Annotated in this window: 28 protein-coding genes; 16 read left to right on the top strand and 12 right to left on the bottom strand. The window is 66.3% G+C overall.

Going from position 1 to position 26,918, the window contains the following annotated elements:
• Positions 1-6: 6 nt before the first annotated feature.
• The 3 genes from AC5Y6Y_RS08670 (at position 7) to AC5Y6Y_RS08680 (ending at position 2,278) form a co-directional block, all read left to right on the top strand.
• Complete coding sequence (locus tag AC5Y6Y_RS08670) at positions 7-819, top strand: enoyl-CoA hydratase/isomerase family protein (RefSeq protein WP_473139147.1); 813 nt, start codon at positions 7-9, stop codon at positions 817-819.
• Positions 816-1,670, top strand: coding sequence for an enoyl-CoA hydratase/isomerase family protein (locus tag AC5Y6Y_RS08675; RefSeq protein WP_473139148.1), 855 nt, complete (start codon positions 816-818; stop codon positions 1,668-1,670). Before AC5Y6Y_RS08670 ends, AC5Y6Y_RS08675 begins: the two co-directional genes overlap by 4 nt.
• 107 nt (positions 1,671-1,777) lie before the next feature.
• Positions 1,778-2,278 (top strand): DUF732 domain-containing protein, encoded by a 501-nt coding sequence (locus tag AC5Y6Y_RS08680; RefSeq protein ID WP_463827612.1) that lies wholly within the window; start codon positions 1,778-1,780, stop codon positions 2,276-2,278.
• 18 nt (positions 2,279-2,296) lie between these two features.
• Here the strand turns inward: AC5Y6Y_RS08680 and AC5Y6Y_RS08685 are convergent, their stop codons facing one another.
• Genes AC5Y6Y_RS08685 through AC5Y6Y_RS08735 form a run of 11 tightly spaced genes read right to left on the bottom strand, consistent with a single transcriptional unit; the run spans position 2,297 to position 13,572 of the window.
• On the bottom strand, positions 2,297-2,959 hold the full coding sequence (locus tag AC5Y6Y_RS08685) for a CAP domain-containing protein (RefSeq protein WP_473139149.1): 663 nt from the start codon (positions 2,957-2,959) through the stop codon (positions 2,297-2,299).
• 16 nt (positions 2,960-2,975) lie between these two features.
• The gene (locus AC5Y6Y_RS08690) at positions 2,976-3,659 is read right to left on the bottom strand and encodes a hypothetical protein (RefSeq protein ID WP_473139150.1); all 684 of its coding nucleotides are present in this window, start codon (positions 3,657-3,659) and stop codon (positions 2,976-2,978) included.
• The gene (locus tag AC5Y6Y_RS08695) at positions 3,656-4,270 is read right to left on the bottom strand and encodes an Rv1363c family protein (protein WP_473139151.1); all 615 of its coding nucleotides are present in this window, start codon (positions 4,268-4,270) and stop codon (positions 3,656-3,658) included. Before AC5Y6Y_RS08695 ends, AC5Y6Y_RS08690 begins: the two co-directional genes overlap by 4 nt.
• 37 nt (positions 4,271-4,307) lie before the next feature.
• Positions 4,308-5,759, bottom strand: a complete 1,452-nt coding sequence (locus tag AC5Y6Y_RS08700) for an MCE family protein (RefSeq protein WP_463827785.1) — start codon at positions 5,757-5,759, stop codon at positions 4,308-4,310.
• Between the two features lie 2 nt (positions 5,760-5,761).
• On the bottom strand, positions 5,762-6,886 hold the full coding sequence (locus tag AC5Y6Y_RS08705; protein ID WP_463827784.1) for a virulence factor Mce family protein: 1,125 nt from the start codon (positions 6,884-6,886) through the stop codon (positions 5,762-5,764).
• A 32-nt stretch (positions 6,887-6,918) separates the two neighbouring features.
• The gene (locus AC5Y6Y_RS08710; protein ID WP_473139152.1) at positions 6,919-8,190 is read right to left on the bottom strand and encodes a virulence factor Mce family protein; all 1,272 of its coding nucleotides are present in this window, start codon (positions 8,188-8,190) and stop codon (positions 6,919-6,921) included.
• Complete coding sequence (locus AC5Y6Y_RS08715) at positions 8,187-9,452, bottom strand: MCE family protein (RefSeq protein ID WP_473139153.1); 1,266 nt, start codon at positions 9,450-9,452, stop codon at positions 8,187-8,189. The genes AC5Y6Y_RS08710 and AC5Y6Y_RS08715 overlap by 4 nt, the downstream gene beginning before the upstream one ends.
• On the bottom strand, positions 9,449-10,477 hold the full coding sequence (locus AC5Y6Y_RS08720) for a virulence factor Mce family protein (protein ID WP_473139154.1): 1,029 nt from the start codon (positions 10,475-10,477) through the stop codon (positions 9,449-9,451). The genes AC5Y6Y_RS08715 and AC5Y6Y_RS08720 overlap by 4 nt, the downstream gene beginning before the upstream one ends.
• Before the next feature lie 38 nt (positions 10,478-10,515).
• Complete coding sequence (locus AC5Y6Y_RS08725) at positions 10,516-11,922, bottom strand: MCE family protein (protein ID WP_473139155.1); 1,407 nt, start codon at positions 11,920-11,922, stop codon at positions 10,516-10,518.
• A 4-nt stretch (positions 11,923-11,926) separates the two neighbouring features.
• Positions 11,927-12,757 (bottom strand): ABC transporter permease, encoded by an 831-nt coding sequence (locus tag AC5Y6Y_RS08730; protein ID WP_463827783.1) that lies wholly within the window; start codon positions 12,755-12,757, stop codon positions 11,927-11,929.
• A gap of 44 nt (positions 12,758-12,801) precedes the next feature.
• A complete protein-coding gene (locus AC5Y6Y_RS08735; RefSeq protein WP_463827604.1) occupies positions 12,802-13,572 on the bottom strand; it encodes an MlaE family ABC transporter permease in 771 nt (256 codons plus the stop codon).
• Between the two features lie 521 nt (positions 13,573-14,093).
• Here AC5Y6Y_RS08735 and AC5Y6Y_RS08740 point away from each other — a divergent pair.
• From AC5Y6Y_RS08740 to AC5Y6Y_RS08800, 13 genes are all read left to right on the top strand, one after another.
• A complete protein-coding gene (locus AC5Y6Y_RS08740; RefSeq protein ID WP_463827603.1) occupies positions 14,094-14,837 on the top strand; it encodes a FadR/GntR family transcriptional regulator in 744 nt (247 codons plus the stop codon).
• 145 nt (positions 14,838-14,982) lie between these two features.
• Complete coding sequence (locus AC5Y6Y_RS08745; RefSeq protein WP_473139156.1) at positions 14,983-15,978, top strand: amidohydrolase family protein; 996 nt, start codon at positions 14,983-14,985, stop codon at positions 15,976-15,978.
• Complete coding sequence (locus AC5Y6Y_RS08750) at positions 15,975-17,051, top strand: DODA-type extradiol aromatic ring-opening family dioxygenase (protein ID WP_463827601.1); 1,077 nt, start codon at positions 15,975-15,977, stop codon at positions 17,049-17,051. Before AC5Y6Y_RS08745 ends, AC5Y6Y_RS08750 begins: the two co-directional genes overlap by 4 nt.
• Positions 17,048-17,881 (top strand): alpha/beta fold hydrolase, encoded by an 834-nt coding sequence (locus AC5Y6Y_RS08755; protein ID WP_473139157.1) that lies wholly within the window; start codon positions 17,048-17,050, stop codon positions 17,879-17,881. The genes AC5Y6Y_RS08750 and AC5Y6Y_RS08755 overlap by 4 nt, the downstream gene beginning before the upstream one ends.
• On the top strand, positions 17,878-19,182 hold the full coding sequence (locus tag AC5Y6Y_RS08760) for an aromatic ring-hydroxylating oxygenase subunit alpha (RefSeq protein ID WP_473139158.1): 1,305 nt from the start codon (positions 17,878-17,880) through the stop codon (positions 19,180-19,182). Before AC5Y6Y_RS08755 ends, AC5Y6Y_RS08760 begins: the two co-directional genes overlap by 4 nt.
• 2 nt (positions 19,183-19,184) lie before the next feature.
• Positions 19,185-19,655 carry an aromatic-ring-hydroxylating dioxygenase subunit beta gene (locus AC5Y6Y_RS08765; RefSeq protein ID WP_473139280.1) on the top strand — a complete coding sequence of 157 codons (471 nt, stop codon included), beginning with the start codon at positions 19,185-19,187 and terminating at the stop codon, positions 19,653-19,655.
• A complete protein-coding gene (locus AC5Y6Y_RS08770) occupies positions 19,652-20,416 on the top strand; it encodes an SDR family NAD(P)-dependent oxidoreductase (protein ID WP_463827598.1) in 765 nt (254 codons plus the stop codon). The genes AC5Y6Y_RS08765 and AC5Y6Y_RS08770 overlap by 4 nt, the downstream gene beginning before the upstream one ends.
• A 109-nt stretch (positions 20,417-20,525) precedes the next feature.
• Positions 20,526-20,960, top strand: a complete 435-nt coding sequence (locus AC5Y6Y_RS08775; RefSeq protein WP_473139159.1) for an ester cyclase — start codon at positions 20,526-20,528, stop codon at positions 20,958-20,960.
• 221 nt (positions 20,961-21,181) lie between these two features.
• Positions 21,182-21,586 carry a hypothetical protein gene (locus AC5Y6Y_RS08780; RefSeq protein ID WP_473139160.1) on the top strand — a complete coding sequence of 135 codons (405 nt, stop codon included), beginning with the start codon at positions 21,182-21,184 and terminating at the stop codon, positions 21,584-21,586.
• Complete coding sequence (locus AC5Y6Y_RS08785; RefSeq protein WP_473139161.1) at positions 21,579-22,637, top strand: alcohol dehydrogenase catalytic domain-containing protein; 1,059 nt, start codon at positions 21,579-21,581, stop codon at positions 22,635-22,637. The genes AC5Y6Y_RS08780 and AC5Y6Y_RS08785 overlap by 8 nt, the downstream gene beginning before the upstream one ends.
• A 34-nt stretch (positions 22,638-22,671) precedes the next feature.
• Positions 22,672-24,147, top strand: a complete 1,476-nt coding sequence (locus AC5Y6Y_RS08790; protein ID WP_473139162.1) for an aldehyde dehydrogenase family protein — start codon at positions 22,672-22,674, stop codon at positions 24,145-24,147.
• A gap of 14 nt (positions 24,148-24,161) precedes the next feature.
• The gene (locus tag AC5Y6Y_RS08795; protein ID WP_473139163.1) at positions 24,162-25,517 is read left to right on the top strand and encodes a cytochrome P450; all 1,356 of its coding nucleotides are present in this window, start codon (positions 24,162-24,164) and stop codon (positions 25,515-25,517) included.
• Complete coding sequence (locus AC5Y6Y_RS08800; RefSeq protein WP_463827592.1) at positions 25,514-25,714, top strand: ferredoxin; 201 nt, start codon at positions 25,514-25,516, stop codon at positions 25,712-25,714. Before AC5Y6Y_RS08795 ends, AC5Y6Y_RS08800 begins: the two co-directional genes overlap by 4 nt.
• A 7-nt stretch (positions 25,715-25,721) precedes the next feature.
• On the opposite strand, the gene AC5Y6Y_RS08805 is transcribed toward AC5Y6Y_RS08800, so the two are convergent.
• On the bottom strand, positions 25,722-26,849 hold the full coding sequence (locus tag AC5Y6Y_RS08805) for a LuxR C-terminal-related transcriptional regulator (RefSeq protein WP_473139164.1): 1,128 nt from the start codon (positions 26,847-26,849) through the stop codon (positions 25,722-25,724).
• Between the last annotated feature and the right edge of the window lie 69 nt (positions 26,850-26,918).

A 26,918-nucleotide genomic window follows, 5' to 3' on the forward strand; every position in this document is an offset into this window, starting at 1 on the left:
ATACCTGTGAACAACCTGCACCGCAGTTATCAGACGCTGTGCGTCGAATCGCCGACAGACGGAGTGATCCAGGTGACCCTGAACCGTCCGGACCGCTACAACGCCATGACGGTGGCCATGTTCGACGAGCTGGAATCAGTGGCCCGCGCGATCGGCGACGATCGCTCGGCGCGGGTCGTGATCCTGACCGGCGCGGGCAAGGCATTCTGCGCCGGCTACGACCTCGACGAGGCCGAGGAACTGGCGTCCCTCTCGGCACTGGGCATGCTGGACCGGCAGGAACGCGCCGCCCGCGCCCTGGGCGCGGTGCGGGCCATCCCGGTGCCGGTGATTGCCGCGGTCAACGGCGCGGCGGCCGGCGGCGGCATGTCGCTGACGCTGATGGCCGACATTCGGCTGGGATCACCGGCGGCGAAGTTCAACGCGGCGTTCGTGCGGATCGGCCTGTCGGCCGGTGACCTGGGCGCGTCGTGGCTGTTGCCGCGCTTGATCGGACCGGCCGCGGCCGCCGAAATCGGTTTCACCGGCCGCATTGTCGAGGCCGAGGAGGCCGAACGGCTGGGCCTGCTCAACCGGGTGACCGGCACGGACGACCTGCTCAAGCAGACCCTGGAGCTGGCCGGCCAGATCTGCGCCAACTCCCCCGGCGGCATTCGGCTGTCCAAACGGGCCCTGCAGGCCAATCTGGAAGTCGCATCCTTCGCCGCGGCGCTCGAACTGGAGAACCGCGGGCAGGCGCTGCTCACCCGCTGCGACGACATGAGTGAGGCACTGGACGCGTTCAAAACCAAACGCACACCGAATTTCTCCGGACGATGAGCATCAATCCTGTAGTGCCCCAATGGAATCGGGTGGCGCGACGACCACTGGACGATGTGCTTGACGAACTGCGCACCGCCCACACCCTCGCCTTCGACCAGCACCGGTCCGGCGTGGTGGTGATGAAGGTGAACCGCCCCGACCGCGGCAACTCGCAGACCATCGAGATGTTCGGTGAGATCGCCTGGGCCGCAGACGTGCTGCGGCATGCACAGCTGCGGGCACTGATCATCACCGGCGCCGGCGGCAAGACCTTCTGCACCGGATTCGACCTCGCCGAGATCGACGTGCTGACCCGGATGTCGGTCGCGGACTTCACTGATCTGGTCGAGACGGCCGCCGCCGGATCCACCGGGCTGCGCGCCCTGCCCTACCCCGTCATCGCCGCGGTCAGCGGGCCGGCCGCCGGCGGCGGATTGTCGCTGGCGCTGGCCACCGATATCCGAATCGCGGACCGGACAGCAAGTTTCAGTGCCGGTTTCGTCCGGATCGGTCTGTCGATCGGCGAATTGGGCACCTCCTGGAATCTGGCCCGCATTGTCGGACCCGGTCGGGCCGCCGAGATCGCCTTCACCGGGCGCACCGTGCGAGCGGCCGAGGCACTGCGGATCGGTCTGGTCAACCAACTGTGCGACACCACCACTGCGCTCGACGCGGCGCTCGCGCTGGCCGAATCGATCGCCGCCAACTCCGATGACAGCGTCCGCTCCACCAAGAACTCGATGCTGCGCGCCTTCGAGAACAACTCCTTCCAGGCCGCACTGGAAACCGAGAACCGCGGCCAGGCGCTCGCCATACAGGTGCCGACCACCAACCGTGCACTCGCCGAGCTACCCGGTCAACTCAGCTGACTGCCAACATATCTCGGTGGCGCCGACATCATGGCACCCCTGGGGAGGGTTCGGAAAACCTTCGATCGGGTGATGCGCCGGTTGCCGCCGATCCATAGGGTTGGCGGATGCCACCTCTAGACCACGGAAACGACCTCACCTGGCAGGCGATCCTGACCTCCGCGAGCTGGGTACTGACCGGGGTGTTGCTGTTGATCGCCCTCCGGCTCGGTGCCCGCGAACGTACGGCGGCACATGCCACGGGCCGGAAATCCGTGACTGCTTGGTGCACCGTCGCGACGGCCTCATTCGCGGCGTACGTGTCGGCGCCACCGGCGCAGGCCGCACCGGACCCCCAGGTGGAATACATGTACAACGTGACGGTGCGCCGGCATTACAACTGGCCCGCCGGCAACGACGCGCTCGGTTACGGCCACGGCATCTGTGATAAGGTCGCTGCCGGCAAGCCGTACCCGGCCGTCCTGGGTGAGGTGAAGAACGACGTCACCCCCAACGACGAGTTCGCCGCGAATTATCTGGTGTCCTATGCGGTTAACCTGTTGTGCCCCGACCAGATCTGGCAGTTGCGCAATTCCGCGGCAGGCTACCAACCGCCGCCGGCGGGGTAGCGCCCCGGTATCCGCCGGTTATTGCGCCGGCATCGCCGGCGGCGGGTACACGCCGCGCAGGATCCAGGGGAACCAGCTGATCGCGAACTCGACTTCATCGGAGGCGTCGTACTGCGGGCTGGGGTCGGTCGGTACGTTCGGCGGCAACACCACCACCGGGGCCGGCCCGGTCTGGGCGATCTGCGTGCTGGGGGGCGGCTTGCCGGACTGCCCGTAGACCGCCACCACCACGGTGCGATCCAGGCTGTTCTCCGACCAGACCCCGATTTGACCGTTACTGCAATCGGACATGATCGCCACGTAGCCGGGGTTGGAAACCCACTCGTTCATCAACTCGACGCTGCTGATCGCCATCGCCGGATTGATGGCCACGGTTTCGGTCACCCGGCCCGGGTATCCGGCGGCGCCCGCCCGGTCCTGTGGCGTGGAACCGTCGGAGCCGATGTCGCCGTCCAGGTTTCGATTGGCCATCATGTCCTGGGCATGCTGTTGGGCAGCCAGTTGCAGGGCCGGGCTCATGGTCACGTCATTGGTGCAACCAGCCTGATGCTGGACGGTGTAGACGTTGGCCACCACGCTGTCGTTGAGCCGCTTGTTGTCGGCATGTGCCACGGGTGCCCCCAGGACCGTGCCCGCGGCGGCGGCGAGCAATGCCGACGTGGCCAGTTGTCGATGTCGCATGTCAGACTCCCCTGCCTCAGACCGGATCGAACTTCGAGATCAGCCACCGGCCGTCGATCTTGTCGAGGGTGACCCGCACGCTGGACGCGGTGCTCGCGGGGGCGTCCTGGCCCACCACCACGTTCTGATTCACGAACAGCAGCACCACCGCGTGGTCGGGGGTCACCAACGTCGGCGCGGCGGCCGGCACGGTAGCCACCGCGGAAATCTGCTTCTGTTGCGCACCGGGGATCACCACGTCGCGGGTCAGCGTCGTGTACGCCTGCAGGAAGGCGCCGGTCAGTCGATTCCGCGCCGCCTCCAGGTCGGCCTGCACCGTGTTGGGCTTGTAGGACAGCAGTGCGATGGTGCCGTCGGCGGCGGCCCGCACCGCGTCGGTGTCGGTCGCCGCGGCGTTGCGGGTCGCGTTGTCCCGCCAGTCCAGCACGCCGACGACGCCGGTGAGCACCAGTGCCAGTGCGGGCAGCAGACCGTATGCGACAGTGCGCGACCAGTTCACCCGGCGCCACCGACTCGCGTGCTGCTCGAGGTCCGCGGCCTTAATGTCTTCGGCGTCGTCGATGTCTTCAGTCTCTGTGGTGTCTTCGGTGCCTTCGGCGCCTTCGGTGTCTTTGACGTCTTCGATTTCTTCGACGGTGTCGATGTCGACCACCGGCTCCGCATCGGTCTTTTTGTTGCGCCGCAACAGCATCGGACTCATTGCACAAACCCCACGTTAGACACCTTGATATCGGTGCCGACTCGCTGCACGTTGATCCGCATTCGCCAGGCCCGCGGCACCGGGTCGGGTTCGCCGGCGTTGGACGTACGCACCGACACCAGCACCAGAGCCTGTGCGCCGTCCGGTGTTTCGGATTCCAGCGCGGCCTCGGTGACGGTCCCCACGGTGACCGCTTTGGCCTGCTGAAGTACCTCGACGAACGGTTGCGACCGTTTGGCGAAGTCATCGTGGAACTGGCCGGTCGCGCCATCCAGTATCCGGCGCACGTCGGCGTCGGCGTGCTGCCAGTTGATGGTGGTCAGGTTCAGCGCGCCCTGCTTGGCCACCTGCAGGTAGTGACTGCGCTGCGCCTGCGTCTGCTGCGATTGGTGCAGCCGCCAACCCCACCAACCGGCCAGCCCGGTGAGGGCGAGCACCACGCACAAGCCGAACAGTGTCGCCCGTCGCGGCGCGGACATGGGCCTGCGCAACCGAGACTTGGCGCTAGGCTCGGACTCGGCGTCCGCGGCAACCGCGTCGCCGTCATCGGCTGGCTCCTGGATCTCGGCGCGGTCGTCCAAATCGATTGTGGCAGAACTTGATACGGTCATGCATGACTCCTTTCTAGCCATGGGTGAGCCGGTGCCGTCAGGGCGTTGGCGGCAGCAGCATCGATTGCCATGTCTTGTCCCTTGGTGCGTTCCGGGCGAGGTCGGACTGCGGGTGCACCTGACCGTCCGGACCGAAGAAGGTGCCGGTGGCGGGGTCGTAGGGTGTTGCCGCAAGCGGCGGAAGTGCCGGCGGCGGCGCCCCGGCGACTCCGGGCGGGGGCGGCAGCTGCGGGATGCTCTGCCCCGACACCGTCGCGTTCGGGTCTCCCTTCCAGGCGTCACCGTCGTTGAGCGGGACGAATTGCTGGTTGCTCTCGCACAGCTTCACCGTCGGCGCACGTTTGCCGGGCACCGTCTCGCACGGAATGTTGCGCGCGCCGCGCACATTGAGCCACGAGTCCTGCGGCACCCGGCAGTACAGGTCGCCGGGCGGGCGTGTCGGGTAGTCCACGAGGGAGGCGTTGCGCTGCTGCTGAGCGGGCAGAAAGCCGGTGGCGCAGGGCGGCGGCAGGTTGAGGTTCAGGTTGAAGCTCAGATATTGACCGTGGTAGGGCTGCTTGCTGTTGAGGTTGCCGAGGATGCCGGCCTGTTCGGCCGCGATGGCTTCTGGAAAGACCACCAGCAATTGCTCGATGTCGTTCTGGTAGGTGAGCGCGACCTGCCCGACGCTGACCAGATTGGCGAGCAGGATCGGCAGGGTCGGCTGCACACGCTCGAAGAGGTTGCGCATCTCGGCGAACGCCGGGCCACCCCCGTCGATGGTGCCGGCCACGGCATCGTCGTTGGCCTGCAATTCCGATGTCACAGTGGCCAGGTGGGATGCCCAGCCGGCGATCGCAGCCGAGGTGTGGGTCTGAGAATCCAGCACCGGCTTGGACTGGTCGATCAGTGCGAGCAACGGGTCGAGGTTCTTTCGGGCGTCGATCGCCAGGTTCGTCGACCCGGCGACCAATCGGGACAGCTCCGGTCCGAGTCCGCCCACCGCCGTATACGACTCGTCGACAACGGTTTTCAGGTTGTCCCGGGGGATCGCCTGCAAGGCGCCGTTGGCCGCGCTGAGCAGCGCGTTGATGTTGGGCGGTACCGACGTGTCGGGCCGCCGGATCACATCGCCGTCCTTCAGCGGCGCCGAGGTGGCGTTGCGGGGAAGCAACTCCAGGTAGGACTCACCGACCGCGGATTGACTGTGCACTTCGGCTTTGAGGTCGGACGGGATACCGACACCGGAATTCAGCGACAGCTCCGCGACGACCCCGCCGTCGCGCAGGCGCACCGACTGCACCCGGCCCACCTCGGTACCGCGGTAGGTGACGTTGCCGCTGCTGTACAACCCACCCGATTCGGGTAACTCCACCAACACGGTGTAGTGGCCGATCCCGAACATCATGGCGGGCAGCTGGACGAAGTGCAGCGCCATCACCGCCATCGCGATCAGTGCGATCACGCTGAAGACGGCCAGTTGAATCTTGACCCGCCGGTGTAGATGCAGCATTACGGCCCCTGATCCCAGTGGTACGGAATGGCCAGTGGATTGCCGGGGGTACCCCGGTAGCCGGAAGTGCACGGGCTGGGGTACTGGCCGATGGTGCGGCCCCACTGCAGTTCCAGCTGGGTCAGATGACACTCCCACCGGGTACCGGTGAAGAGCCCCTGGTCGATTCGGCTCAACGTCAGGTCGATGATCCCCGTCAGGTTCGCATAATCACCGCGCAGGAAATTCTCGAATGTCTCGTTCGGGAACGGGAAGGTAGCCAGCAGGCTGAGGGCTCGCGTCATGCTGGGCCCGGCGTTGGCAAGCGACTCCAGCACGGGCCCAAGCTGTTTGAGCTCGTTGACCACGTTCGTCTTGGTCCGGTTGACCGCGTCTGCGGTCAGCGCGCTGAATTTGGACAGCTGATCGGCCGCCATGACCAGGTTGTCCCGTTCGCTGTTGAGTACGGCGAGCGCGTCGGGGATGGTGGCCAGGGCGCGATCCAGCACCGGTTGCTGCTCGGCGAACTTGCCGACCAGGCGGTTGAGGCTGTCGGTGGCTGCGATGATGTCGCCGGACTGGTTGTTGACGTTCGCGGTGAAGGCGTCCAACTGGCCGATCAGGCTGCGCAGATCCTGCTCGCGACCACGGAACGCCGTGCTGAATGCCTCGGTGATGTCCTGGATCTGACCGATTCCACCGCCGTTGAGCACCAGCGACACCGCCGCCAGCGTCTGCTCGGTGCTGGGGTATGCACCGCCGCGGGACAGCGGAATGAGCGATCCCTCCCGCAGCTTGCCCTGCGGTGCTTCACCTTTGGGCGGCGGTGCCAGCTCGATGTGGTAGGACCCGAGCAGGCTGGTGGTGCCGATCTTGGCGGTGACGTTGGCGGGCAGCGATACGTCGCCATTGAGCCGCATGGTCAGCAGCGCATGCCAACCCTGTCGCTCGATCTTCTCGACGTGGCCCACGGTCACGTCGGCGACCCGGACCCGGGAGTTGGCCTGAATGTTGTTGACGTCGGGCATTTGCGCCTGAATCGAGAACGAGTCCGGGCCGTCACCCTGTGTGCCCGGCAGGGACAGCGAATTCAGCCCATGCCAGCCACAACCCGAGGTCGCAGCCACCAGCGCGAGCAGTGCCAGACCGGTGAACCGGTGCCGCCAGGATCGCGTTCTCACGAACCACCTCCCGGTGGGAGCATCATGCCGGGCAGTCCGGCCGCGGGATTGGTGGGGGTCGGCGCCGGGCCGGGGTCGGCGGGGGCCGGCGGCACGAAGTCCGGTCGCATCCAATCCTCGCTGTAGGTCACCTCATTGGGCCGGGCCTGCGCTCCGACGAACAGGTTCTCCCCGATCGGCGGGAAGTTGTACTGGCGGTTCTTGAAAATGGGCGCCATGTACTGGGCGCAGAGCTTGGCGGCCTGATCCCCACCCAGCCGGGAAGCAGCCTCGATTGCCCCGCACAGGAACGCAATCGGGTTGGCCATATTACTGCCCGCCAGTGCACCGGTCAGCGCGCCGTTGGCGGGTTCGAAGATGTTGTTGAAATTCTGCAGCACCGTCGGACCGATGTGCAGCGTCTGCTTGAGGTCATCGAGACTGGCGACCACCGCCTGGCTGATCGAAGCCAGCTTGTCCGAGGTGGTGCCGACCGCCTCGCGATGATCGGCGACAAAACTGCGCAGGTCGCCCACCACCGAATTGAGGTCCTCGAAGGCTTTGCCGACTTTATTCGGGTCGTCGGCCAGCACCGAGGTGACCGAAGCCAGGTTGCGGTTGAGCGATTCGAGCAGGTCGGCGCTGTCGTGCAGTGCGGTCACCAGAGTGGACAGGTCTTTGAAGGTGGTGAAGATGTCGTTGCTGTGGTCACCGAGCGCCGAAACCGCCTGCGACAGTTTGATAATGGTGTCGCGAATGGTGGATCCCTGGCCGCGCAGGTTGTCGGCGGCGGTGTTGATCAGTGAACCCAGGGTGCTCACCCCACCGGCCTGACTCGGCGCGAGCAGCTCGGTGAGGCGTTGCAATTGGGTGCGCAGGTCGTCCCATTCGACCGGGACCACGGTGCGGTCCTGCGGTATCTGGGCGCCGTCGGCCATGGTGGGCCCGCCGCTGTAGGGCGGGGTGAGCTGGATGGCCCGACCGGTGACCAGTTGCGGCGACAGGATCGCGGCCTTGGCGTCGGCGGGAACCTTGTACTGGCGGTCAAACCAGAAGGTCACCTTGGCGCGTAACGGTTGTGGCTCGATCTTGACGATCTTGCCGACCGGGACGCCCCGGATCCGCACGTCGTCGCCGGCGAACAGGCCATTGCTGTTCTCGAAGTAGGCCACCACCTGGTTGCGTTCGGACCGGTCGGTCGCCCGCATCGCCACGACCACGCCCGCGACCAGAATCAGGGCGAGTACCGTGCCGAGCACGGACCGGGGGCGCCGGAGTCTGGTTGTCACGGTTCACCTCCCGGCGACTGCAGGGCCTGCGTTGGGACAGCGGCCGGGACCTGCGCGGGTGGGCCGGGTGGCGGTCCACCGGGCGGCGGCGCCGGCGGCTCGACCCGGACCGGGTAGCGAGGATCGCCGGGGTTGCCGGTGATCGCGTCGGGCAGGGTCATCCGCGGCGGGCCGCCCTGCCCGGTCCGGGGGTACGGCATCGGCAGTGGCGGGGTTCCCGGCTGACCGGTCTGCGGGTCGGTCAGCTGCGAAGGCAGCAGGGTGGCCGGGTCCAACCCCAGGTCGGAGAACGCCGCGCCGATGAACGGTTGAATGAACTGTCCCGGAAGCAGATTGACCACATATGCCTTGAAGAAGGGACCGGATGACACCGACTCCCCCAGCGACATCACATAGCTGTTGATCATGGGGATCGCCTGCTGGATTCGCTCTTTGCGGTTCTCGACAATGGCCAGCACCCCGTTGAGCTTGTCCAGCGCTGGACGCAACTGCTCCCGGTTTTCTGCGATGAAACCTTTCAGCTGCTGCGATACCGCCGACATGTTGGTCCAGATGTGGCCCAGCGCTGCGCTCTGCATCCGCAGCTGAGCCAGCAGCGCGTTCGTATCATGCACCAGGTTCACGATCTGGTCGGTGCGCTTGGCCAGCACTCCGGTGGCCTTGGCCGCATTACTGAGCAGGGTGCGCAGTTGCGCGTCGCGCCGGTCGAGTGTCTCGGCGAACCGCGCCACGCCCAGCAGAGCGTTGTGCAGATCCGGTGGGGTGTCGGCGAAGGTGTGCGCCAGCGTGCTCAACGACCCGGACAACTGCTCGGTGTTGAGCCCGCTGACGGTGTTCGCCAGGTCGCCGAGCGCCTCGGGCAGCTGGTAGGGCGAAATGGTGCGCTCGATGGGAATCGGGCCGGCGAGCGAACCACCGCCGCGCGGCAGGACGTCGATGATCTTGCTGCCCAGCAGGCCCTTGGTCTTGATGGCCGCCTCGGTGCGGTCCCCCAGCCGGATGTCCTTGCCCACCTTGAACCTGACCAGAACACCCGACGGCTCGAGATCGATGCTGGACACCTTGCCCACCGGATAGCCCGAAACCTCGACGGTGTTGCCGTCGCGCAACCCACCTGCATCGGCGAAATAGGCGGACACGTCCCTGCCGTCGTTGAAGAAGGGCAGCTTCTGGTAGTTCAGCGCCGCCAGGACGACACCGGTAACCGCCACCAGGCCGACGGCGCCGATGATCAGCGGGTTGCGTTCGGAGAAGCTTTTCATTTCGGCGCACACCGTCCCGTGCTCTGGCCGGCCACCTTTACGTAAACCGGCTGTCCGCCTTTGCCGTTGACCTTGAGCACTACATCGCAGAAGTAGAAGGCGAAATAGTCGCCGTAGATGCCCTGGCGCACCAGAGCCTGATACTTGTCGGGCAGCGTGTTGAGCAAGTTGTCCAGGTAGTCGTGATCGGCCACCGCGATCGCGGCTGCCCGGTCGGTCTCGTGCACCACCTTGCGGAACGGTTCGCGGGCCTGCGCCATGAGGTCGGCCACCGAACCGGCGGCGGCGTTGGTGTAGGCCACCGCATTGGTGATGTCGTTCTTGCGTGCGGCCAGCCCGTGAATCAACTCCGCTAGTGAGCTGACCGCCTTATCCAACCGATCGCTCTGTCCGCCAAGCGAACCCAGCACCACGTTGAGGTTCGTGATCACCTGCCCGAAGAGCTCGTCACGGTCGGCGAGCGTATTGGTCACCGCGGCAGCCTGATTCAGGAACGAGCCGATGGTGGGCCCCTGACCTTGAAAGGCCTCGAGCAACTGTTCGCTCAGCGCATTGACCTGATCGGGGTTGAGCGCCCGGAACAGCGGGCGGAAGCCGCCGATCAACGCATCCAGATCAAGCGCCGGCTGGGTGCGGGCCACCGGAATCGTCTGGCCGGGGCGCAGCACCGCAACCCCGCCCGCACCCTCCTGCAACGCCAGGTAGCGATCCCCGAACAAGTTGTCGTACTGGATCGCCGCCCGGGTTCCCTCGGTGAGGGTCACCGACTTGTCGGCGGTGAACTCGACATGCACGGTCGCATCGGGGTTGACCGAGATGGCGTTGACCTTGCCGACCTCCACGCCCGCGATGCGGACCAGTTTGCCCTCGCGCAGGTTGGACACATTGGTGAACTCGGCATAGTAGGTGTTGCCCGCACCGAACCGCACCTCGCCGAATACCCCGACCAGCAACGTCGCGGCAAGTCCACACACGCCCAGGAAGATGGCGAGGCGTAACACGATGCCTCTGAGGTTCTCCCGCATTGTGTGTTCTCTCCTGGGCGGATGGGGGTGGGTTGGGATCAGTTGGGACCCGGTTGCGGCGGGCCCGGCTCGCTCGGTGGTGGCGGCGGGGGTGGCACCCCCGCCGGGGCGGGGTCGCTCGCCGGGGCGGCGGGTGGCACTCCCGGCCACAGCGGCACGCCACCTGGGCCGTACAGCGGCGCCCCGTACGGTGGTGCGCCCGGGTTCGGTCCGATCGCCGGCCCGGGAAGGCACTGGCGGATCGACGGCGGCTCGGGTGTCCCCCGGGTCACCGGAAGGTAGTTTGCCCAACACGGATGTCCCAGACCGGGATTGGGGCGGATGTCGAGGCCGTCGCCCCAGCCGGTGTTGGTGATCAACTGGCGCACCGGGAAGTTCTTCGACGCGTCCGGCAGCGACCCGCAGCCCGGTTTCCCGCCGGGTCCGCCCTTGGCCGCGACGCGCGGCAGGTTGTCGGGAAAGACGTAGGGATCGTTGCCCAGCAGCAGCGCGACATCCAGTTGCAGCGTGCGGCCGTCGCCACCCCAGGCCGCATAGCCTCCGTTGTCCAGATACCACTTGGTGCCCTGCAGGAAGCAGGTGTACTCCGGGCTGTACTTGAACAGCAGATTGGTAGTCGGTTCCAGGCCGTTGATCCCGTTGACCAGGTTGTCTCTACTGTTGCCGAGCAGATTGGTGCCGGCGCCCGAGAAGCCGATGATGTTGAGCAGCAACGCATCCAGCGACTTGGCATGGTCTACCACCGTCGAACTGGTGGTGCTGCCGGCATTCAGGATCGCCACCAGGTTTCGGGCCGCGCGGTCGTAGGTGTCGTTGAAATTCTTGAAGGAACGCCAGTCCTGGCGCATGGTTTCGCTACGCGCGTTCAGGGCCTGCAGCACCTGGTTGAGGTCGGTAGTGGCCCGGCCCATCCGCGGGCCCTGGCCGCGCACGCCGTCGGCGACCGCAGACAGCACCGCGTTCAGCTTGACCGGATCGATCATCTTCAACAGATCGACGACATTCTGGAAAACTGTGTTGACTTCGGTGCTGACGTTTGTCGAGCGCAGCTCCGCACCCGAAGCCAACGGGGTCCGGCTCGGGCTGTCCGGATAGACGAGTTCGACGAATTTTGCGCCGAAAGCGGTGGTGGCACTGATCTTTGCCTGCACATTGGACGGGATGTAGCGGATCTGGTCGGGGTCGATCTCCAGCTTCAAGCTGGCGGCGTTCCGCGCGTCGCCGACGGCACCGACCCGTCCGACCTGCACACCCCGCATCTCGACCTTGGCACCTTCCTCCATGACCAGTCCCGCACGATCAGAAGTCAGGGTCACCGGCACATAGGACCGGAATGTGCCGGCGAACGCCGTCGTCGTGACGAACATGAAGACGCCGACAGCCGCCAGCAGGATCACTGTCCACCAGGCCGAAGGGATGCGGTGCTCTCCCGCAGCATGTTTCATGTCGCTAACCCGCAAGATGGAAGTTGCCGGACTGGCCGTACACCGCCAGGGTGATCATCACGATCTCCACCGCCGCGACCACCATCGAGGTGCGCACCGCCCGGCCGACCGCCTCGCCGACGCCGGCCGGACCGCCGTGCGCGTTGAACCCGTAGTAGGTGTGCACGAGCATCATCACGACGGTGATCGCCACCACCTGGAAGAAGGACCAGATGATGTCGCGGGGGCTGAGGAAGGTGTTGAAATAGTGGTCGTACACACCGGATCCCTGCCCGTAGATCGCGGTGGTGCCGGCGCGAGATGCGAGAAATGCCATCATGATTGCCACGCAGTACAGCGGAATGACGACCACGACGCCGGCCACCACCCGAGTCGATGCCAGGTAGCTGACGCTGCGGATGCCGATCACCTCGAGCGCGTCGATCTCCTCGTTGATCCGCATCGCGCCGATCTGCGCGGTCGCGCCGGCACCGATGGTCGCCGACAGCGCGACCGACGCGGTTCCCGGCACGATCAGCCGCACATTGAAGTAGGCCGACGCGAAGCCGGTCAGGGCTTCGATACCCACCGAAGACAGCTGGTTGTAGCCCTGCACCGCCACCAGGGCGCCGGTGGTCATGGTCAGGAACCCGACGATCACCACGGTGCCGCCGATCATCGCCAGCGCCGCAGCGCCCAAACCCATTTGGGCGATCAGCCGGAGCAACTCACCGCGGTAGTTGACCACCGCGTCCGGAATGGACCCCAATGTCCCGGCGTAGAAATGCATCTGGGACCCGACCCGATTCCAGCCCAGCACGACGTTGCCGACCGCGCGCCGCAATCGGGGTGCCATTGCAGCCGGAACACTCACGGAGGCGGTCGTATGTGTCATTGCACTCATGTCACCGTGAACTGGATACCGACGGCGGTCACAATGACATTGATCGCGAACAGCACCATGAAGGTGAACACGACCGTCTCGTTGACCGCGTTGCCGACGCCGGCCGGGCCGCCACCCACCGAGATGCCCATGTAGCAGGCGATCAGCCCGGCGGCCATACCGAACAGCGCCGCCTTGACCAGCGAGACGATGACGTCGCCCAGACTGGTGAGCGTCGTCAGTCCGGTGACGAACGCTCCCGCCGAGACGTGCTGGACGTACACCGTGAAGAAGAAGGCACCGGACAGCCCCACCACAGTCACCGCCGACTCCAGCGCCAGCGCCACCGTGGTGGCCGCCAGCACGCGCGGAACCACCAGGGCTTGTAAGGGGTTGATTCCCATCACCCGCAGTGCGTCCAGTTCCTCGCGGATGGTGCGCGCGCCGAGGTCCGCACACATGGCGGTGGCGCCGGCGCCCGACACCACCAAAACGGTGACGATCGGCGCGATCTGGTTCACCGTGCCGACGGCCGCCCCGGTTCCGGAGAAGTCGCCGGCACCGATCTCGGTCAACAGGATATTGAAGATGAACGTCAGGATCACCGAGTAGGGCAGCGTCATCATCAACGCGGGCAACATCGATACGCGCGCCACGAACCAACTCTGGTTCAGATATTCATGCCAGGCGATCGGCGGCCTGAACATCAACACGAAGGCGTCCAGCGACATCGCGAAGAAACCGCCGACTGCCCGCAGCGGCTTGGTGGCGACGGCCGAGGTCAGCATCAATTCCCCCCCGAAACACAGGGGCGTGCACCGACCACACCGGCGACAGCAGTCGCCTGCGGTCGTGCAGAGAAAAGGGTGGCCGAGGGCATGTGGGAACGCTATCCAGCGCGCCGGTCCGCCGACTGCTCCATCAAGAGGGATAATCAGTACCCCAACAGGGGCACTTTCGCCGCCAGCACGGGAAACGGCGTCTTGTGTTTGCTGGGCACACGTCCAACTACCGGCAGCGACCGGCCGCCGCCCGTCCGGCCCGGCCGACCGGATCTGTGATCACAACGCCAGTTCCGCAACTGCACCGGGCGCCAGACACCTTCATCCTCCGACATCGCGATTACGTTGTGCGACAACCATATTGGTGGCGCTCGAGCCGGACTCCGGCGCACCGCGCGCGTCCGGAGGCCGGTGCCGGCGCCGCCCGCCATCGGCGGATGGCGCATGCCTGTCTCAATGGGGAGCCCGATTCTGCCAGACTTGTGTTGCGGCGCTACCGTGGCGCCGACGATCCGGAAGGGGACTGCGTGCCACCTCGCGAACAGCCGCCGGGTTCGTCTCGCGGCCCTTCTCGGGCGGAACGCGTCGCCGCAGACTTGGAACACGAGATTCTGCACGCCCGCCTGCCGGTAGGCGCCCATCTGGGCCGCCGCTCGGAGATCATGGACCGGTTCGGGATCAGCCCAACGGTGATGAACGAAACGTTGCGGATTCTGCGCGACCGCGACCTGGTCGCGGTCAAACCCGGCCCGGGCGGCGGGATCACCGTGGCCAGTGCGCCCCCGCAGGTGCGATTGGGCGCCCTGGACCTGTGGTTCCAGCCGTCCACACCGCACCCGTTGGACCTTTTCGAAGCGCGGTTGTATCTGGAGTTCGGCCTCACCAAGGCGGCGTTCGAACGGGCCACCAGTGCCGACATCACCGCGATGCGTGCGGCGATGGCGACGCTGCGGGCCAGCACCGACGCGCCGCGATTCTTCGACTCCGTCATCGCCTTTCATCGGGTGGTCGCTGCTGCAGCCCACATCCCCGTCCTGGAAGGCATGCACCAGTTGCTCGTCACCAGTATCAGGGCGATGCTGACCCGGGTGGTCTTCGTCGCCGGTTATGAACCGCTGTTGGCCAACAGCCTCGACGTCCATGACGACATCGTCGCGGCTATCGCCCTGCACGATCAGGCGTCGTTCGTCGACGCCATCAACCGGCATGATCAGGACCTGATCCGCGTGGATGATCCGGACCGGACACCGAACACACCGCAGCATCCCTGACCGACCGCGTCCCACGGCACTCCATCGCACCTTTCCGGTTGCCTCACGCAGCCTAAGGAATTGTGCAGCTATTTCTTGAATTATGAATGCATAATATCCTAGCCTAGTCCCCGAGCAACCTGCCCCGACGACGTCGCGCGGAGCCATGATCGCCAACACCGACCCTCTCCCGGGCATCATCGACGTCCACACCCATGCCATCGACGCCGAGATGCCGGACTTCGGTGCTGCGTATCCGCAGGATTGCTGGCCGAGCCTGCAACGCACCGACGAGACCGGTGCCTGGTTGGCGTTCGGCGGCCGGCGATACCGCCGGATCGACCACCGGAGCTGGTCGACGACCGCACGCCTGGCCGACATGGATCGTTACGGTGTTGCAGTTCAGGTGCTTTCGCCCATTCCGGTGACCCTCTGCTATCGCGCGTGCGCGCACGGAGCGGCCGAACTGGCGGCGTTGCAGAACGACTTCTTCGCCCGGGTCACTTCCCGGCACCCGGATCGTTTCACCGCGCTGGGTGCTGTCGCCCTGCAGGACCCGGACCGGGCTGTCGATGAGTTGCGCCGGTGCATGCAGACCCGCGGCTTCCTCGGCGTCGAAATCGGGACCCGGGTTGCTGACGTCGAATTAGCCGACCCCAGCCTGGACCGGTTTTTCGGCGTGGCGGCGGAACTGGGCGCGTTCATCCTCGTGCACCCCAGCGACCAGGATGTGCCGGCCCGGGTGCGCGAGCTCGGGTTGGGTTTCGGCGCCGGCATGCCGGTCGAGACGACGCTGGCGGCGGCAGCACTGTTGGCCGGTGGCGCGCTGGCTCGTCGGCCGGTCGCGCGCATCTGCCTGGCACACGGCGGCGGTGCGCTGCCCGCCCTGATCGGCCGGCTGGACAAGGCTGCCGTCATGGCGGGCATCCCCGTCGACTCACCCGAGCTACCGAGCCGGTTGGTCCGCCGGCTGTGGTGCGACAGTCTGACCTATCGCGACACGGCCCTGCATGAGGCAGTCGATGTATTCGGTTCCGGCAACGTGGTTTTCGGTTCCGACTATCCCTTTGCCGCGATGCCCGAGCCGCTGGACGACGTGATCTCGACCCTGTCGGCCGACCTTCGGCACAAGATCTGCCGCAGTAACTTAGGAGCAGCATGACGCAGTTTCTGGGTCTGGGCCTGACCCACTACCCGCTGCTGGCCGGTACCGACGAGCACATGGCCGACCTGTTGCGTTGGACCCTGCAAGATCCCGACATCCCGGCCGAGGTCAAGGATCCCGCGGGCTGGCCGGCGTCGATGCGCGCCGAGTGGGGCACCGACGGCGGTCTCGTCGCCGCCGCGCACCATCGAAAGATATTGGTGGACAATCTTGCTCGTTGCCGGGCAGCGCTCGACGACTTCGCGCCCGACGTGGTCGTGGTGTGGGGTGACGATCAGTACGAGAACTTCCGCGAAGAAGTGATCCCGCCATTCTGCGTGCTCGCCTACGGTGACGTCGCCGTCAACCCCTTCGAGCTGATGACGCGCCGCGGCAGCCCGAACCCCTGGGGCCTGCCCGAGGACACCACGATCACCCTGCACGGGGCCGCCGACGAGGCGCGCCGGCTGGCGAACGATCTCATCGGGGCCGGCTTCGACATCGCCTACTCCTACCGCAAACGCCCCGAATCGCCTTTCCCGCATGCGATTGTGAACACCCAACTCTTCTTGGACTACCCCAACGCGGGAGCCTGTTTCGACTATCGGCTGCTCCCGATCACCGTCAATTGCTATGGCCAGCACGCGATCACCCGCCGGGGCGGCCTGGCCAGGTTCGCCGAGATCGCCGCGGAACAACTGGACCCGTCCGGCCCGACTCCGGCGCGTTGCTTCGAGTTGGGTCGTGCGGTGGCGAAAGCGCTGCGGGATTGCGAGCTACGGGTCGCGCTGGTGGCATCGTCGAGTTGGTCGCACGCGTTTCTGACCGACAAGACCTGGCACCTTACCCCCGACACGGCCGCCGATCACCGGCTCTATCGACTGTTCGCCGCGCGCGACTACGCCGCCTGGCGGGCCACTCCCAGCCGCGACATCGTGGACTCCGGTCAGCACGAGATGCTGAACTGGTTCTGTCTGACCGGTGCCGTCGAAGAACTGGGCCTGGAGCTGACCTGGTCAGAACTGATCACCACGGATGTCTTCAACTCCAACAAGTGTTTTGCCGTGTTCCAGGAAGGATGCCCCCGATGACGACGTCAGCCACCGCCGACCTCGACTCCCGCAACATCGACGCCGCCGGCGTCGCTACCACCTACCTGCAGGCCGGCTCCGGTCGCCCGATCCTGATGCTGCACGGGTCCGGGCCGGGAGCGTCCGCGCTGGCCAACTGGCAGCACAACATCGCGGCCTTGGCGCACCGGTTCCGGGTGCTGGCTCCCGACATCGTCGGCTTCGGCGGCACCGAGCGGCCCGACGACATTGTCTATTCGCTGCGCACCTGGACCGATCACGTGTGGTCCTTTCTCGACGCGCACGGCATCGTGCAGACCTCGATCGTCGGCAACTCGCTGGGCGGCCGCATCGCGCTGCAGATGGCGACCGACCGGCCGGATCGCGTCGAAAAGATGGTGCTGATGGGCGCCCCCGGGGTCGGTATGACACCCACCGCCGGACTGGCGGCGCTGCGTGCCTACCAACCGTCGCACCGGGCGATGCGCGACCTGCTGCGCAACTATTTCGCGGTCGACCCGACCATGATCACCGACGAACTCGTCGACAGCCGCTACCGGGCCAGTATCGCCGGCGGGGCCCACGAAGCCTATCGCGCAATGTTTTTCGATTCCCGGCACGCCGGATCACAACTCGGCATCACCGAATCCGAGGCGCGTGCCATCGCCACTCCGACGCTGCTGGTGCACGGCCGGGAGGACAAGGTGGTGCCGATGGACGTCTCGGTGACCATGGTGGGTCTGCTACCCAATGCCGACCTGCATGTGTTCAGCGCCTGCGGGCACTGGACCCAGATCGAGCGGGCCGACGAGTTCACCGCACTGGTCGCCGACTACCTGAGCCGCCCATGAGCACCGAGGCGGAACCCGGACTCGCCCGGCCGACCACAGCGCTGTTGCCGATCGTCGATGAGGACGCCGCAGCCGGCAGGTTCCGGGTGCACCGGTCGGCGATGACCGCACCCGACATCCATCGAGCCGAAGTGGACCGGATCTTCGCCACGTCCTGGCTCTACGTCGGACACGAATCGGAGATCCCCCATCCGGGCGACTTCGTTCGGCGACCGATCGGCGGACGACCGGTCTTCATGGTGCGCGGCGTCAAGTCCGGCAACGTCAACGTGTTTCACAACACCTGCACGCATCGCGGGGCCTTGGTGTGCCGGCAGGAATCCGGCAATTCCAAGGTATTCCAGTGCTTTTACCATGCGTGGACCTTCGACTCCGAGGGTCGGCTCAAGGGTGTGCCGGACCGCGACGCCTACGCCGACGGGTTGAATTTCGACGAGCTCGGCCTGCGCCGGGTGGCGCGGGTCGACTCCTACCGTGGGTTCGTGTTCGCGAGTTTCGACGCCGGCATCGTGGACCTGCCGACCTACCTGGCCGGGGCCAAGGACTACATCGATCTCGTTGTGGACGGTTGCGGCGGTTCGGCCGAGATCATCCGCGGTACCAACCAGTACAGCTTCGATGCCAACTGGAAGCTGTTGGTGGAGAACAGCGTTGACGGCTACCACGCCGAGTCCACACACGACACCTACTTCAAGTACCTGGTCTCCATCGGGACCGACCTGCGTGGCGGGGTCAGTGGTACGGCCATCGACCTCGGCAACGGTCACACCGTCATCGAGTACAGCTCACCGTGGGGACGCCCGGTGGCGAAGTGGGAACCGCTGTTCGGCGACCACGCCCGCACCGAAATCGACCGACTGCGTGCAGATCTGGTGGCCAAGCACGGTGAGTGGCGTGCGCACGCCATGTCCGAGGTGAACCGCAACATGCTGATCTATCCGAATCTGATCATCAACGACATCATGTCCGTGACGGTGCGCACCTTCTACCCGCCCACCGCGGATGCCGTCGACGTCACCGCCTGGGCACTGGGCCCGTCCGATGAAACCGAGGCGTTGCGCCGACGCCGGTTGGACAGCTTTCTGACATTTCTCGGTCCGGGTGGTTTCGCCACCCCCGACGACCTGGAGGCGCTGGAATCCTGCCAACAGGGCTTCGCCAGCGGCGGCGTCGAATGGAACGACATTTCGCGCGGGATGGGACGTGATCCGATGGCCAACGACGAGGAACAGATGCGGGTGTTCTGGCGGCGTTGGCAACACCAGATGGGTGACGCCGCGGACCTGGCCGGTGTGCGGTGACAATGCGTCACCAGGTCGAGGAGTACCTGTACGCCGAAGCCGCCCTGCTGGACAGCTGGGCGCTGGACGACTGGCTGTTGCTGTTCGACAAGGACGCCAAGTACGAGGTGCCGTGCAATGATGCCCGCGACGGCGACCCGGCGCACGACCTGATGCTCATCGACGACAACCTGGTGCGGTTGGCGGCCCGCGTCACGCGGCTGAATAGTCGGCGCGCCCACCGCGAGTACCCGCACTCCCGAACGAACCATCAGGTGTTCAATGTCCGGGTCGACGAAGGATCGGTCGGTGAACTGGCGGTGACCGCGTCGTTCACGGTGTGGCGGTTCCGGTCGGGCCGCACCAATTGCTATGTCGGCCAGTACCATTACCGGCTTGGTAACGGCGCGGATGGCCTGCGGATTCGCTGCAAACGCGCGGAACTGGACCTGACGGACCTGCGGTCGGTCGGCGACGTGGCGATCATCCTGTGAGCGGCGCACTGCACGGTCGGACGGCAATCGTCACCGGCGCCGCATCCGGTATCGGCCGGGGCATCGTTGCGCGCCTCATCGCTGACGGTGCAGGGGTTTTCGCAGCAACCCGCAACGCGGAGGAGCTCGAACTGCTCTGCGGCCAAACCGGTATCAGCGGCGGGCACTTCGGTGAGCTGCACCACCCCGGCGTGGCGGCCGAGTTGGTGGCAGCCGCGCTGGAAACCCTCGGTCATCTCGACATCCTGGTCAACAATGCCGGTGGCGGCGTGATTCGCCCGACCCTCGAACACACCGAGGAAACGCTGCGGGCCACCATCGACAACAACCTGTGGACCGCGATCCACTGCGTGCGAGCGGTGTTGCCGCACATGATTTCTCGCGGCTACGGCCGGATCGTCAACATCGGTGCCGACTCGGTGCGCACCGGGCTGATCGATCACGCCATGTACAACACCGCCAAAGGTGGCGTGCACGCCATGGTCACCGGCCTGGCCCGCGAATTCGGCACCGCCGGAATCACCGCCAACACCGTTGCGCCGTGTTATGTGCGCACCCCCGAACTCGCCGAGACCCTCGACTCCGGCACGGCGCCGGCGCGACTGCACCGTGTCGTCGAGCAGGGAACTGGGCTTGTCCCCCTCGGGCGACCCGGAGATCCGGCCGAGGTCGCCGCGGCCGTGGCGTTCCTGGCCGGTGACGACAGTCGCTTCGTCACCGGGCAGACCATCTATGTCAACGGCGGCGCCAGCATGGGCTGAGCACCGGACGGCACCCCCAAGGGGCGGCAGAAGACCTCCCATCGGTGTGACGAATCGGCACCGGTCGACGCGTTACCGTAGTTGCCCAGCCAACGATTGGACATTGCGCATGACCGCCACGACCACCGACCTCGCCGGCTACCCGGCCCGCTATTTCGCTGCGTGGAACCGGCGTGACCTGGACACCGCGCTGACCGCGATTGCCGAGACGGTGCACTGGGTGGACCCCTCCCTGCCCGAGCCGATCACCAATCACGAGCAGGCCGGCAACTTCTTCACCGCATCCTGGGCAGGCTTTCCCGACCTGACCTTCGAGGCGGTAGGTGCGCCGCTGGTTGATACCCCCAACCGCCGGGTCACCCAGGAGTGGCGGATGACCGGCACGCACACCGGCGCAGACTTCCCCCCGGGTGTGCCGGCGTCCGGCCGATCGTTCGATATCCCGGGCATGGATGTCTGGGAGGTCGACGGCGACGGCCGCGCGGTGTCGGTGCACGCCTATTGGAACGTCGCCGCGCTGCTTGCCCAACTCGGCCTGAACTAACCACCGCCAGCGTCTGCGCGCGCCTTCAGCGCACCCGCAATTTCGTGTGCCCGGAGTCCGGACAGCAGCTGCCGGCCGCCGGCCGACAGTGACGCAACCGATTGGTCGCCACCCATATCCCTACCGGGATACGAAGAAGTCCACCATGGGGAAATGTCAGTAGCCCGCCCGGCGGCCTACGTTTGTGAGAGCAGTCACAGCGACCTGGAAGTGGTTGGGAAATGGGCTTTTTCAAAGATCTCGATGAGTTGGACACCTACATCGGCGGGGTATTCCGCGATGCCGGCGCACACCCCGAATCCGGTCCGAAGCTGCGCGCCGCCAACATCGTCATGCGAGTGATCTACACCGATCCCGACTGCGAGATGACCATGGTCTTCCGCGACGACTACCAGGTGATCCCCGGTCCCAACGACGTGAAGCCCGACGTCACCCTGCTGATGCGTGGCGACACCGCCGACCAGTTCTGGCGCGGCGAGTACAACCTGGCGATCGGGTTGGCCAAGGGGCACGTCAAGGCCAAGGGCCCGGTCAATAAGATCCTCAAGCTGGTGCCGCTGACCAAGCCGTTGTTCCCGATGTACCGGGAGAAGGTCGCTCCCAAGGACGCGGCGACCCATGCCTGACACGATGCGCGCGGTGGTCCTGCGGGCACCACATCTCGTCGAGGTGGCAGAGGTTCCCGTACCCGAAATCGCCAGTCCCACCGACATTCTGCTGCGGGTGGAACGGACCGCCATCTGCGGTACCGACCTGCACCCGTACGAGGGTCGACTCGACGTCGAACCCGACATCGTGCTCGGACACGAATTCCTCGGCACGGTGGTCGATGCGGGCGTCGCGGTCAGCCAGTTCAGCACCGGCGACCGGGTGGTCGGTTCGTGTGTGGTGAGTTGCGGTTCGTGCTACCAGTGCCGACGGCACCAGCCCGGCAACTGTGCGGGCTCGCGGATATTCGGCCTCGGTCTGGCGCTCGGCGACCTGGCCGGCGGGCAGGCCGAGTACGTCGTGGTGCCCAACGCCGACCGGACGGCACGGTTGGTGCCCGGTGGTGGCGCAGTCAACGTCGACGACATCCTGTTCGCCGGCGACATCATGACCACCGGGTACGAAGCCGTCGCCCGCGCGCTACGGCCCGGCGACACCGTCGCGGTCGTCGGCGCCGGCCCGGTCGGGTTGTGCACTGCAATGGCCGCCCTGGCGCTCGGAGCCCTGCGGGTGGTCGTCATCGACAAGGTCGACACCCGCCTCAAGGAGGCGGAAAACCTTGGCGCCGGGGCGGTGAACGCCGCCCAGACCGATCCCGCCGATGCCGTGCTGGACATGACCGACTGGCGCGGAGCCGACCTGGTCATCGACGCCGTCGGCCACGAATCGGCTCTGCTGTCCGCGATTTCGCTGGTCCGTGCCGGCGGGACGCTGTCGATACCCGGCGTCTACACCGAGGACGCACTCACCATTCCATTCGGCGAGCTCTACCTCAAAGGGGTCACTGTCCAGATGGGCGTCTCGCACATCACCGAGTACATCGATGAAGTCATTGCCCTGACCGCGGCCGGCAAACTCAGCCCGAGCTCGATCATCTCGCACCAGATGCCCATGTCGCAGGCCGCGGAGGCCTACCGCATGTTCGAAGCCCGCGAGGCTACCAAGATCGTCCTGGACCCGAAGGCCTGATATGACGACGACTACTGAGATTCAACATCATTCGATGCGAATCGGCGGTCGCGACGTCGACACCCGACGCCGGATGACAATCACCGACCCGAGCACCGGGGCCGCGGTGGCCACCGTCGCGCGCGGCGACGCCAGCCACATCGATGTCGCGGTGGCAGCGGCCAAAACCACCTTCGATTCCGGCGTCTGGCGGCTCAAGACGCCACCGGAGCGGGCCGCCATCATGCGACGCATCGTGGCGGCAGCCAACGACGCCGCAGAAGCACTGGTGGAGTTGGAGCTGTCCGCCAACGGTGCGACAGTTCGACAGGCGACCGGTTTTCACATCGGTTATGCGCTGGCACATTTCGCCTATTTCGCAGATCTGGCCGAAGTTTATGCCTGGCAACGTCCGGCACCCATCGCCAACTTCCCCGCCCTGAGCCAGGCAGTGGTACACCGCGAACCGATCGGAGTGGTCGGCGCGATCGCGCCGTGGAACTTTCCGCTGCTGCTGACCCTGTGGAAGGTGGGTCCGGCGCTGGCCGCGGGCAACAGCGTGGTCGTCAAGCCCGACGAGCACACCCCGCTGTCGATCCTGGAGTTCGCCCGGATAGCCGAACGCAACGGCCTGCCTGCCGGGGTCCTCAACGTGGTACCGGGTGACGGGCCCGAGGCCGGCGCCAGGCTGGCCAGCCACCCCGACGTCGGCAAGATCGCGTTCACCGGATCGACTGCGATCGGGCGCGAAATCATGCGCCTGGCAGCGGGTTCGGTCAAAAACGTCACCCTGGAACTCGGCGGCAAGGGCCCCTCGATCGTGCTGGACGATGCCGACCTCGACATGGCCGTCGACGGCATCCTGTACGGCTGCTTCGTCTACTCCGGTCAGGTGTGCGAATCCGGCACTCGCGCACTGGTCCCCGCCCACCTGCAAGATGAGTTCGTGGCCCGGTTGGTGCAGCGCGCCAAGACCATCGTCGTCGGCGAGACCCGGGACTGGGACACCGATATGGGCCCCGTCATCGACGCCAAGCAGCGGGACCGCATTCTGGCCTACGTCCGCGGCGCCACCGAGGAGGGCGCGACCGTCGCGCTGGGCGGAGAAGCGCTGCAGCGGGACGGATTCTGGGTGGCGCCGACCATCCTGACCGGGGTGCGCAACGACATGCGCATCGCCCGGGAGGAGGTCTTCGGCCCCGTCCTGGTGGTGATCCCCTACAGCGACGACGACGACGCCGTCGCCATCGCCAACGACTCCGAATACGGCCTGGCGGCCAGCATCTGGAGCACCGACAACGCGCGGGCGCTTGCCATCGCCGAGCGGATCGAGTGCGGCAGCGTCTGGATCAACGACGCCCACCAGATCAACTGCCAACTGCCGTTCGGCGGCTACAAGCAGAGCGGCGTGGGCCGCGAACTCGGGCCGGACGCACTGGACGCCTACACCGAGGTCAAGACCGTCCATCTGGACCTGTCCGGTGGCCGCGCCGCCAAACCGTACGACATTCTGCTCAGCCACGCCGATTGACCCGGGAGCCGACCATGACCACCGCCGACAGCGAACTCTTCTGCGCAGACCTGTCTTTCGATGAGGACGACGACAGCGTCGATGTCCCGCCGTTCAACGACGCAGCTGCAACGCGCCCCTATGACCCGCTCAACGTCTCCAGCGACGCGTTCTGGGATCTTGACCTGCCCGAGCGCGACCCCGTATTCGCCGAGCTGCGGCACCAGCGGCCGGTGAGCTGGCAGCCGCCGATCGAGACGGCGGTTTCCCCCGATCCCGACGACCCCGGCTTCTGGGCGGTCGTCCGGCATCCTGACATCATCGAAGTGAGCCAGCACAACGACGTGTTCGTGTCCCGCTACGGAGTGATGTTCGACATGCTGCCGCCGGTGTTCCTCGAGATGGCGATGTCGTTCCTGGCGATGGACAATCCGCAACACCATAAGGTGCGCCGGTTGGTCAGCTCCGCGTTCACCCCTCGTCAGGTGCGCCGCATCGAGAACGACATCGCGTTGCGGGCGCGTTCGATCGTCCGCGCCGCGGTGAATAAGGCGCGCGACGGCGGGGATGTCGACTTCGTCGATGACATCTCCAAACATCTGCCGGTGCAGATGTTCGGGGACATGTTCGGTGTCCCTGAGGAATTGCGAACCACCGTCTCGCACGCCGCCGACGAGACCCAGGCGTGGGCGGATCCGGTGTTGCTGGCCGGACGCGACCCCGCGGAGGTTCAGGTCGAGGCCGCCCTGCGGATTCACGACGTCACCGAAGAACTGGTGGAACTGCGCCGCCGCCGGCCGGCCGACGACCTGTTGACCAACCTGGTGCGGGCCGAAGTCGACGGCGAAAAACTGTCGGACTTCGAAATCGGGGCCACCATGGTGTTGTGTTCGGTGGCGGCCACCGACACCACCCGGCACACCTCGAGCTTCGCTGCCAAGGCGCTCTGCGACTTTCCGGATCAGCGTGGCTGGTTGTGGGAGGACTTCGAGGGCCGGATCGGTTCAGCGGTCGAGGAATTCCTGCGCTGGGGCTCGGTGGTGCAGAACTTCCGGCGCACCTGTGTGAGCCCCTACCAGCTCGGTGGCCAGCAGATCCTGCCCGGCGACAAGGTGGTGTTGATGTACTCCTCGGGAAACCGCGACGAGACGGTCTTCGGTAACCCCAATACTCTCGACCTCAGCCGCAATCCCAACCCGCACATGGCGTTCGGTGGCGGCGGCATTCACTTCTGCCTGGGCAGCCAGCTCGCCAAAGCCATGCTGCGCTCGCTGCTGCGCGAATTGCACGCCCAGATGCCGGACTTCACCGTAGGCGAACCGGAGTTGGTGCGGACCAACTTCATCCGCGGTGTGATCAGCATGCCGGTGAACCCGGAGCCGGGACGATGAGCGGCTGCCGCATCCAGTTCGCCCCCGATCGCTGCGCGTCGATCGGAATGTGCGAGGCAATCGCGCCGGACATCTTCACCCTGGACGACGATGGCCGACTTCAGTTGCTGCAGCAGGTTGTCGACGACACCCGCCGTGCCGAAGTCGAGGAAGCGGTCCGCACCTGCCCCACCCAGTCCCTGACCATCGTGGAATGACCGCCCGTCAGCGCTCGTCGGACTGGTAGAGCAGCGAGACCGCCTCCACCCGGTTCTCCGCGCCGAGCTTGCGCAGGATGTGCTTGACGTGTTGTTTGACCGTGCCCTCCGAAATGAACAGACGCGTTGCGATAGCGGGGTTGGTGCGCCCGAGCGCCATCTGCTCGAGGATCTCGATCTCGCGCGCCGTCAACGCCTCGCGGACCGACCTGCTCGCCCGGACGGGCAGACAAGATGCGGCCGGGAGAGCGCGGTGTGCGCCGCCGCCGCCGGCAGCCGCATCCAGGTCGAAATGATGGACAGTGTCGGCAGTTTCGCCGCACTCACTGGCCACCCCGTGCAGCGCCGATCCGATGGACTCCAGTCGTTGCACGGCGCGTGCCCGGCTGAACGCCAGCTCCAGACCCCGCGCGTAGGAGGTCAGTATCTCGCAGTCGGCGACGTCGGTGTCGCGTCCCTGCCGATAACGGTCGGCGTGCAGCAGACCGACGACCCGGTTACCTGCTATGACCGGGGCGGCGGCATAGGACGTCGAGCGCGACGCGTCCGCGATGGGCCGGTGCACCCGCGCCTCGTGCTGGACATCGGTGACGTTCATCGCCTCACGGCGGCGGGCGATCTCGGTCTCGAACAAGCCGGGCACCAGCGGCTGCGGCTGCTCCTGGCCGATCCGATTGATCTCCCGCGCCCACTCGGGGTCATCGGGCACGCAGACCGACTGCGATATCCACACGCCGTTCACGATGCGGGAGAAGATGGCCCGGTCGAAACCGAGTTCGGTGACCAGTCGCGGCGCCAGATCCATCAGGTCGGTAACGGTGCACGGTGCCGCCTCGAGCCGGGACAGCACCCCGGCGATCCGATGCGAAGCATCACACGCATGCAGCAACGACACATCGGTGCGAGCCAGTGTCCGCAGCGCCGCCAGCACCGCCCCGGCGGCCGGCTGATCGCACAGCGCGTCAGCGATCGCCGACCAGGCATCGTCGACGATGGCCCGGGCGTCGGCCGGCGGCGGCTGCCAGTGCGGATCGTCGTGGTCGGCGATCGATCGCAACCCGTCCAACACCACAGCCAGCCGCTCGTCCACCTCGCGGTGTGACGCCGGCGGCTCCCGCCCGGTGCTGTGATCCACCCCATAACTGTAGAGCAGCGCCGCAACCCCGCCGCCGGATTTGCCCTGGTACGAGTGGTTAACGCGTGA

Source organism: Mycobacterium sp. NGS24, assembly GCF_059813065.1.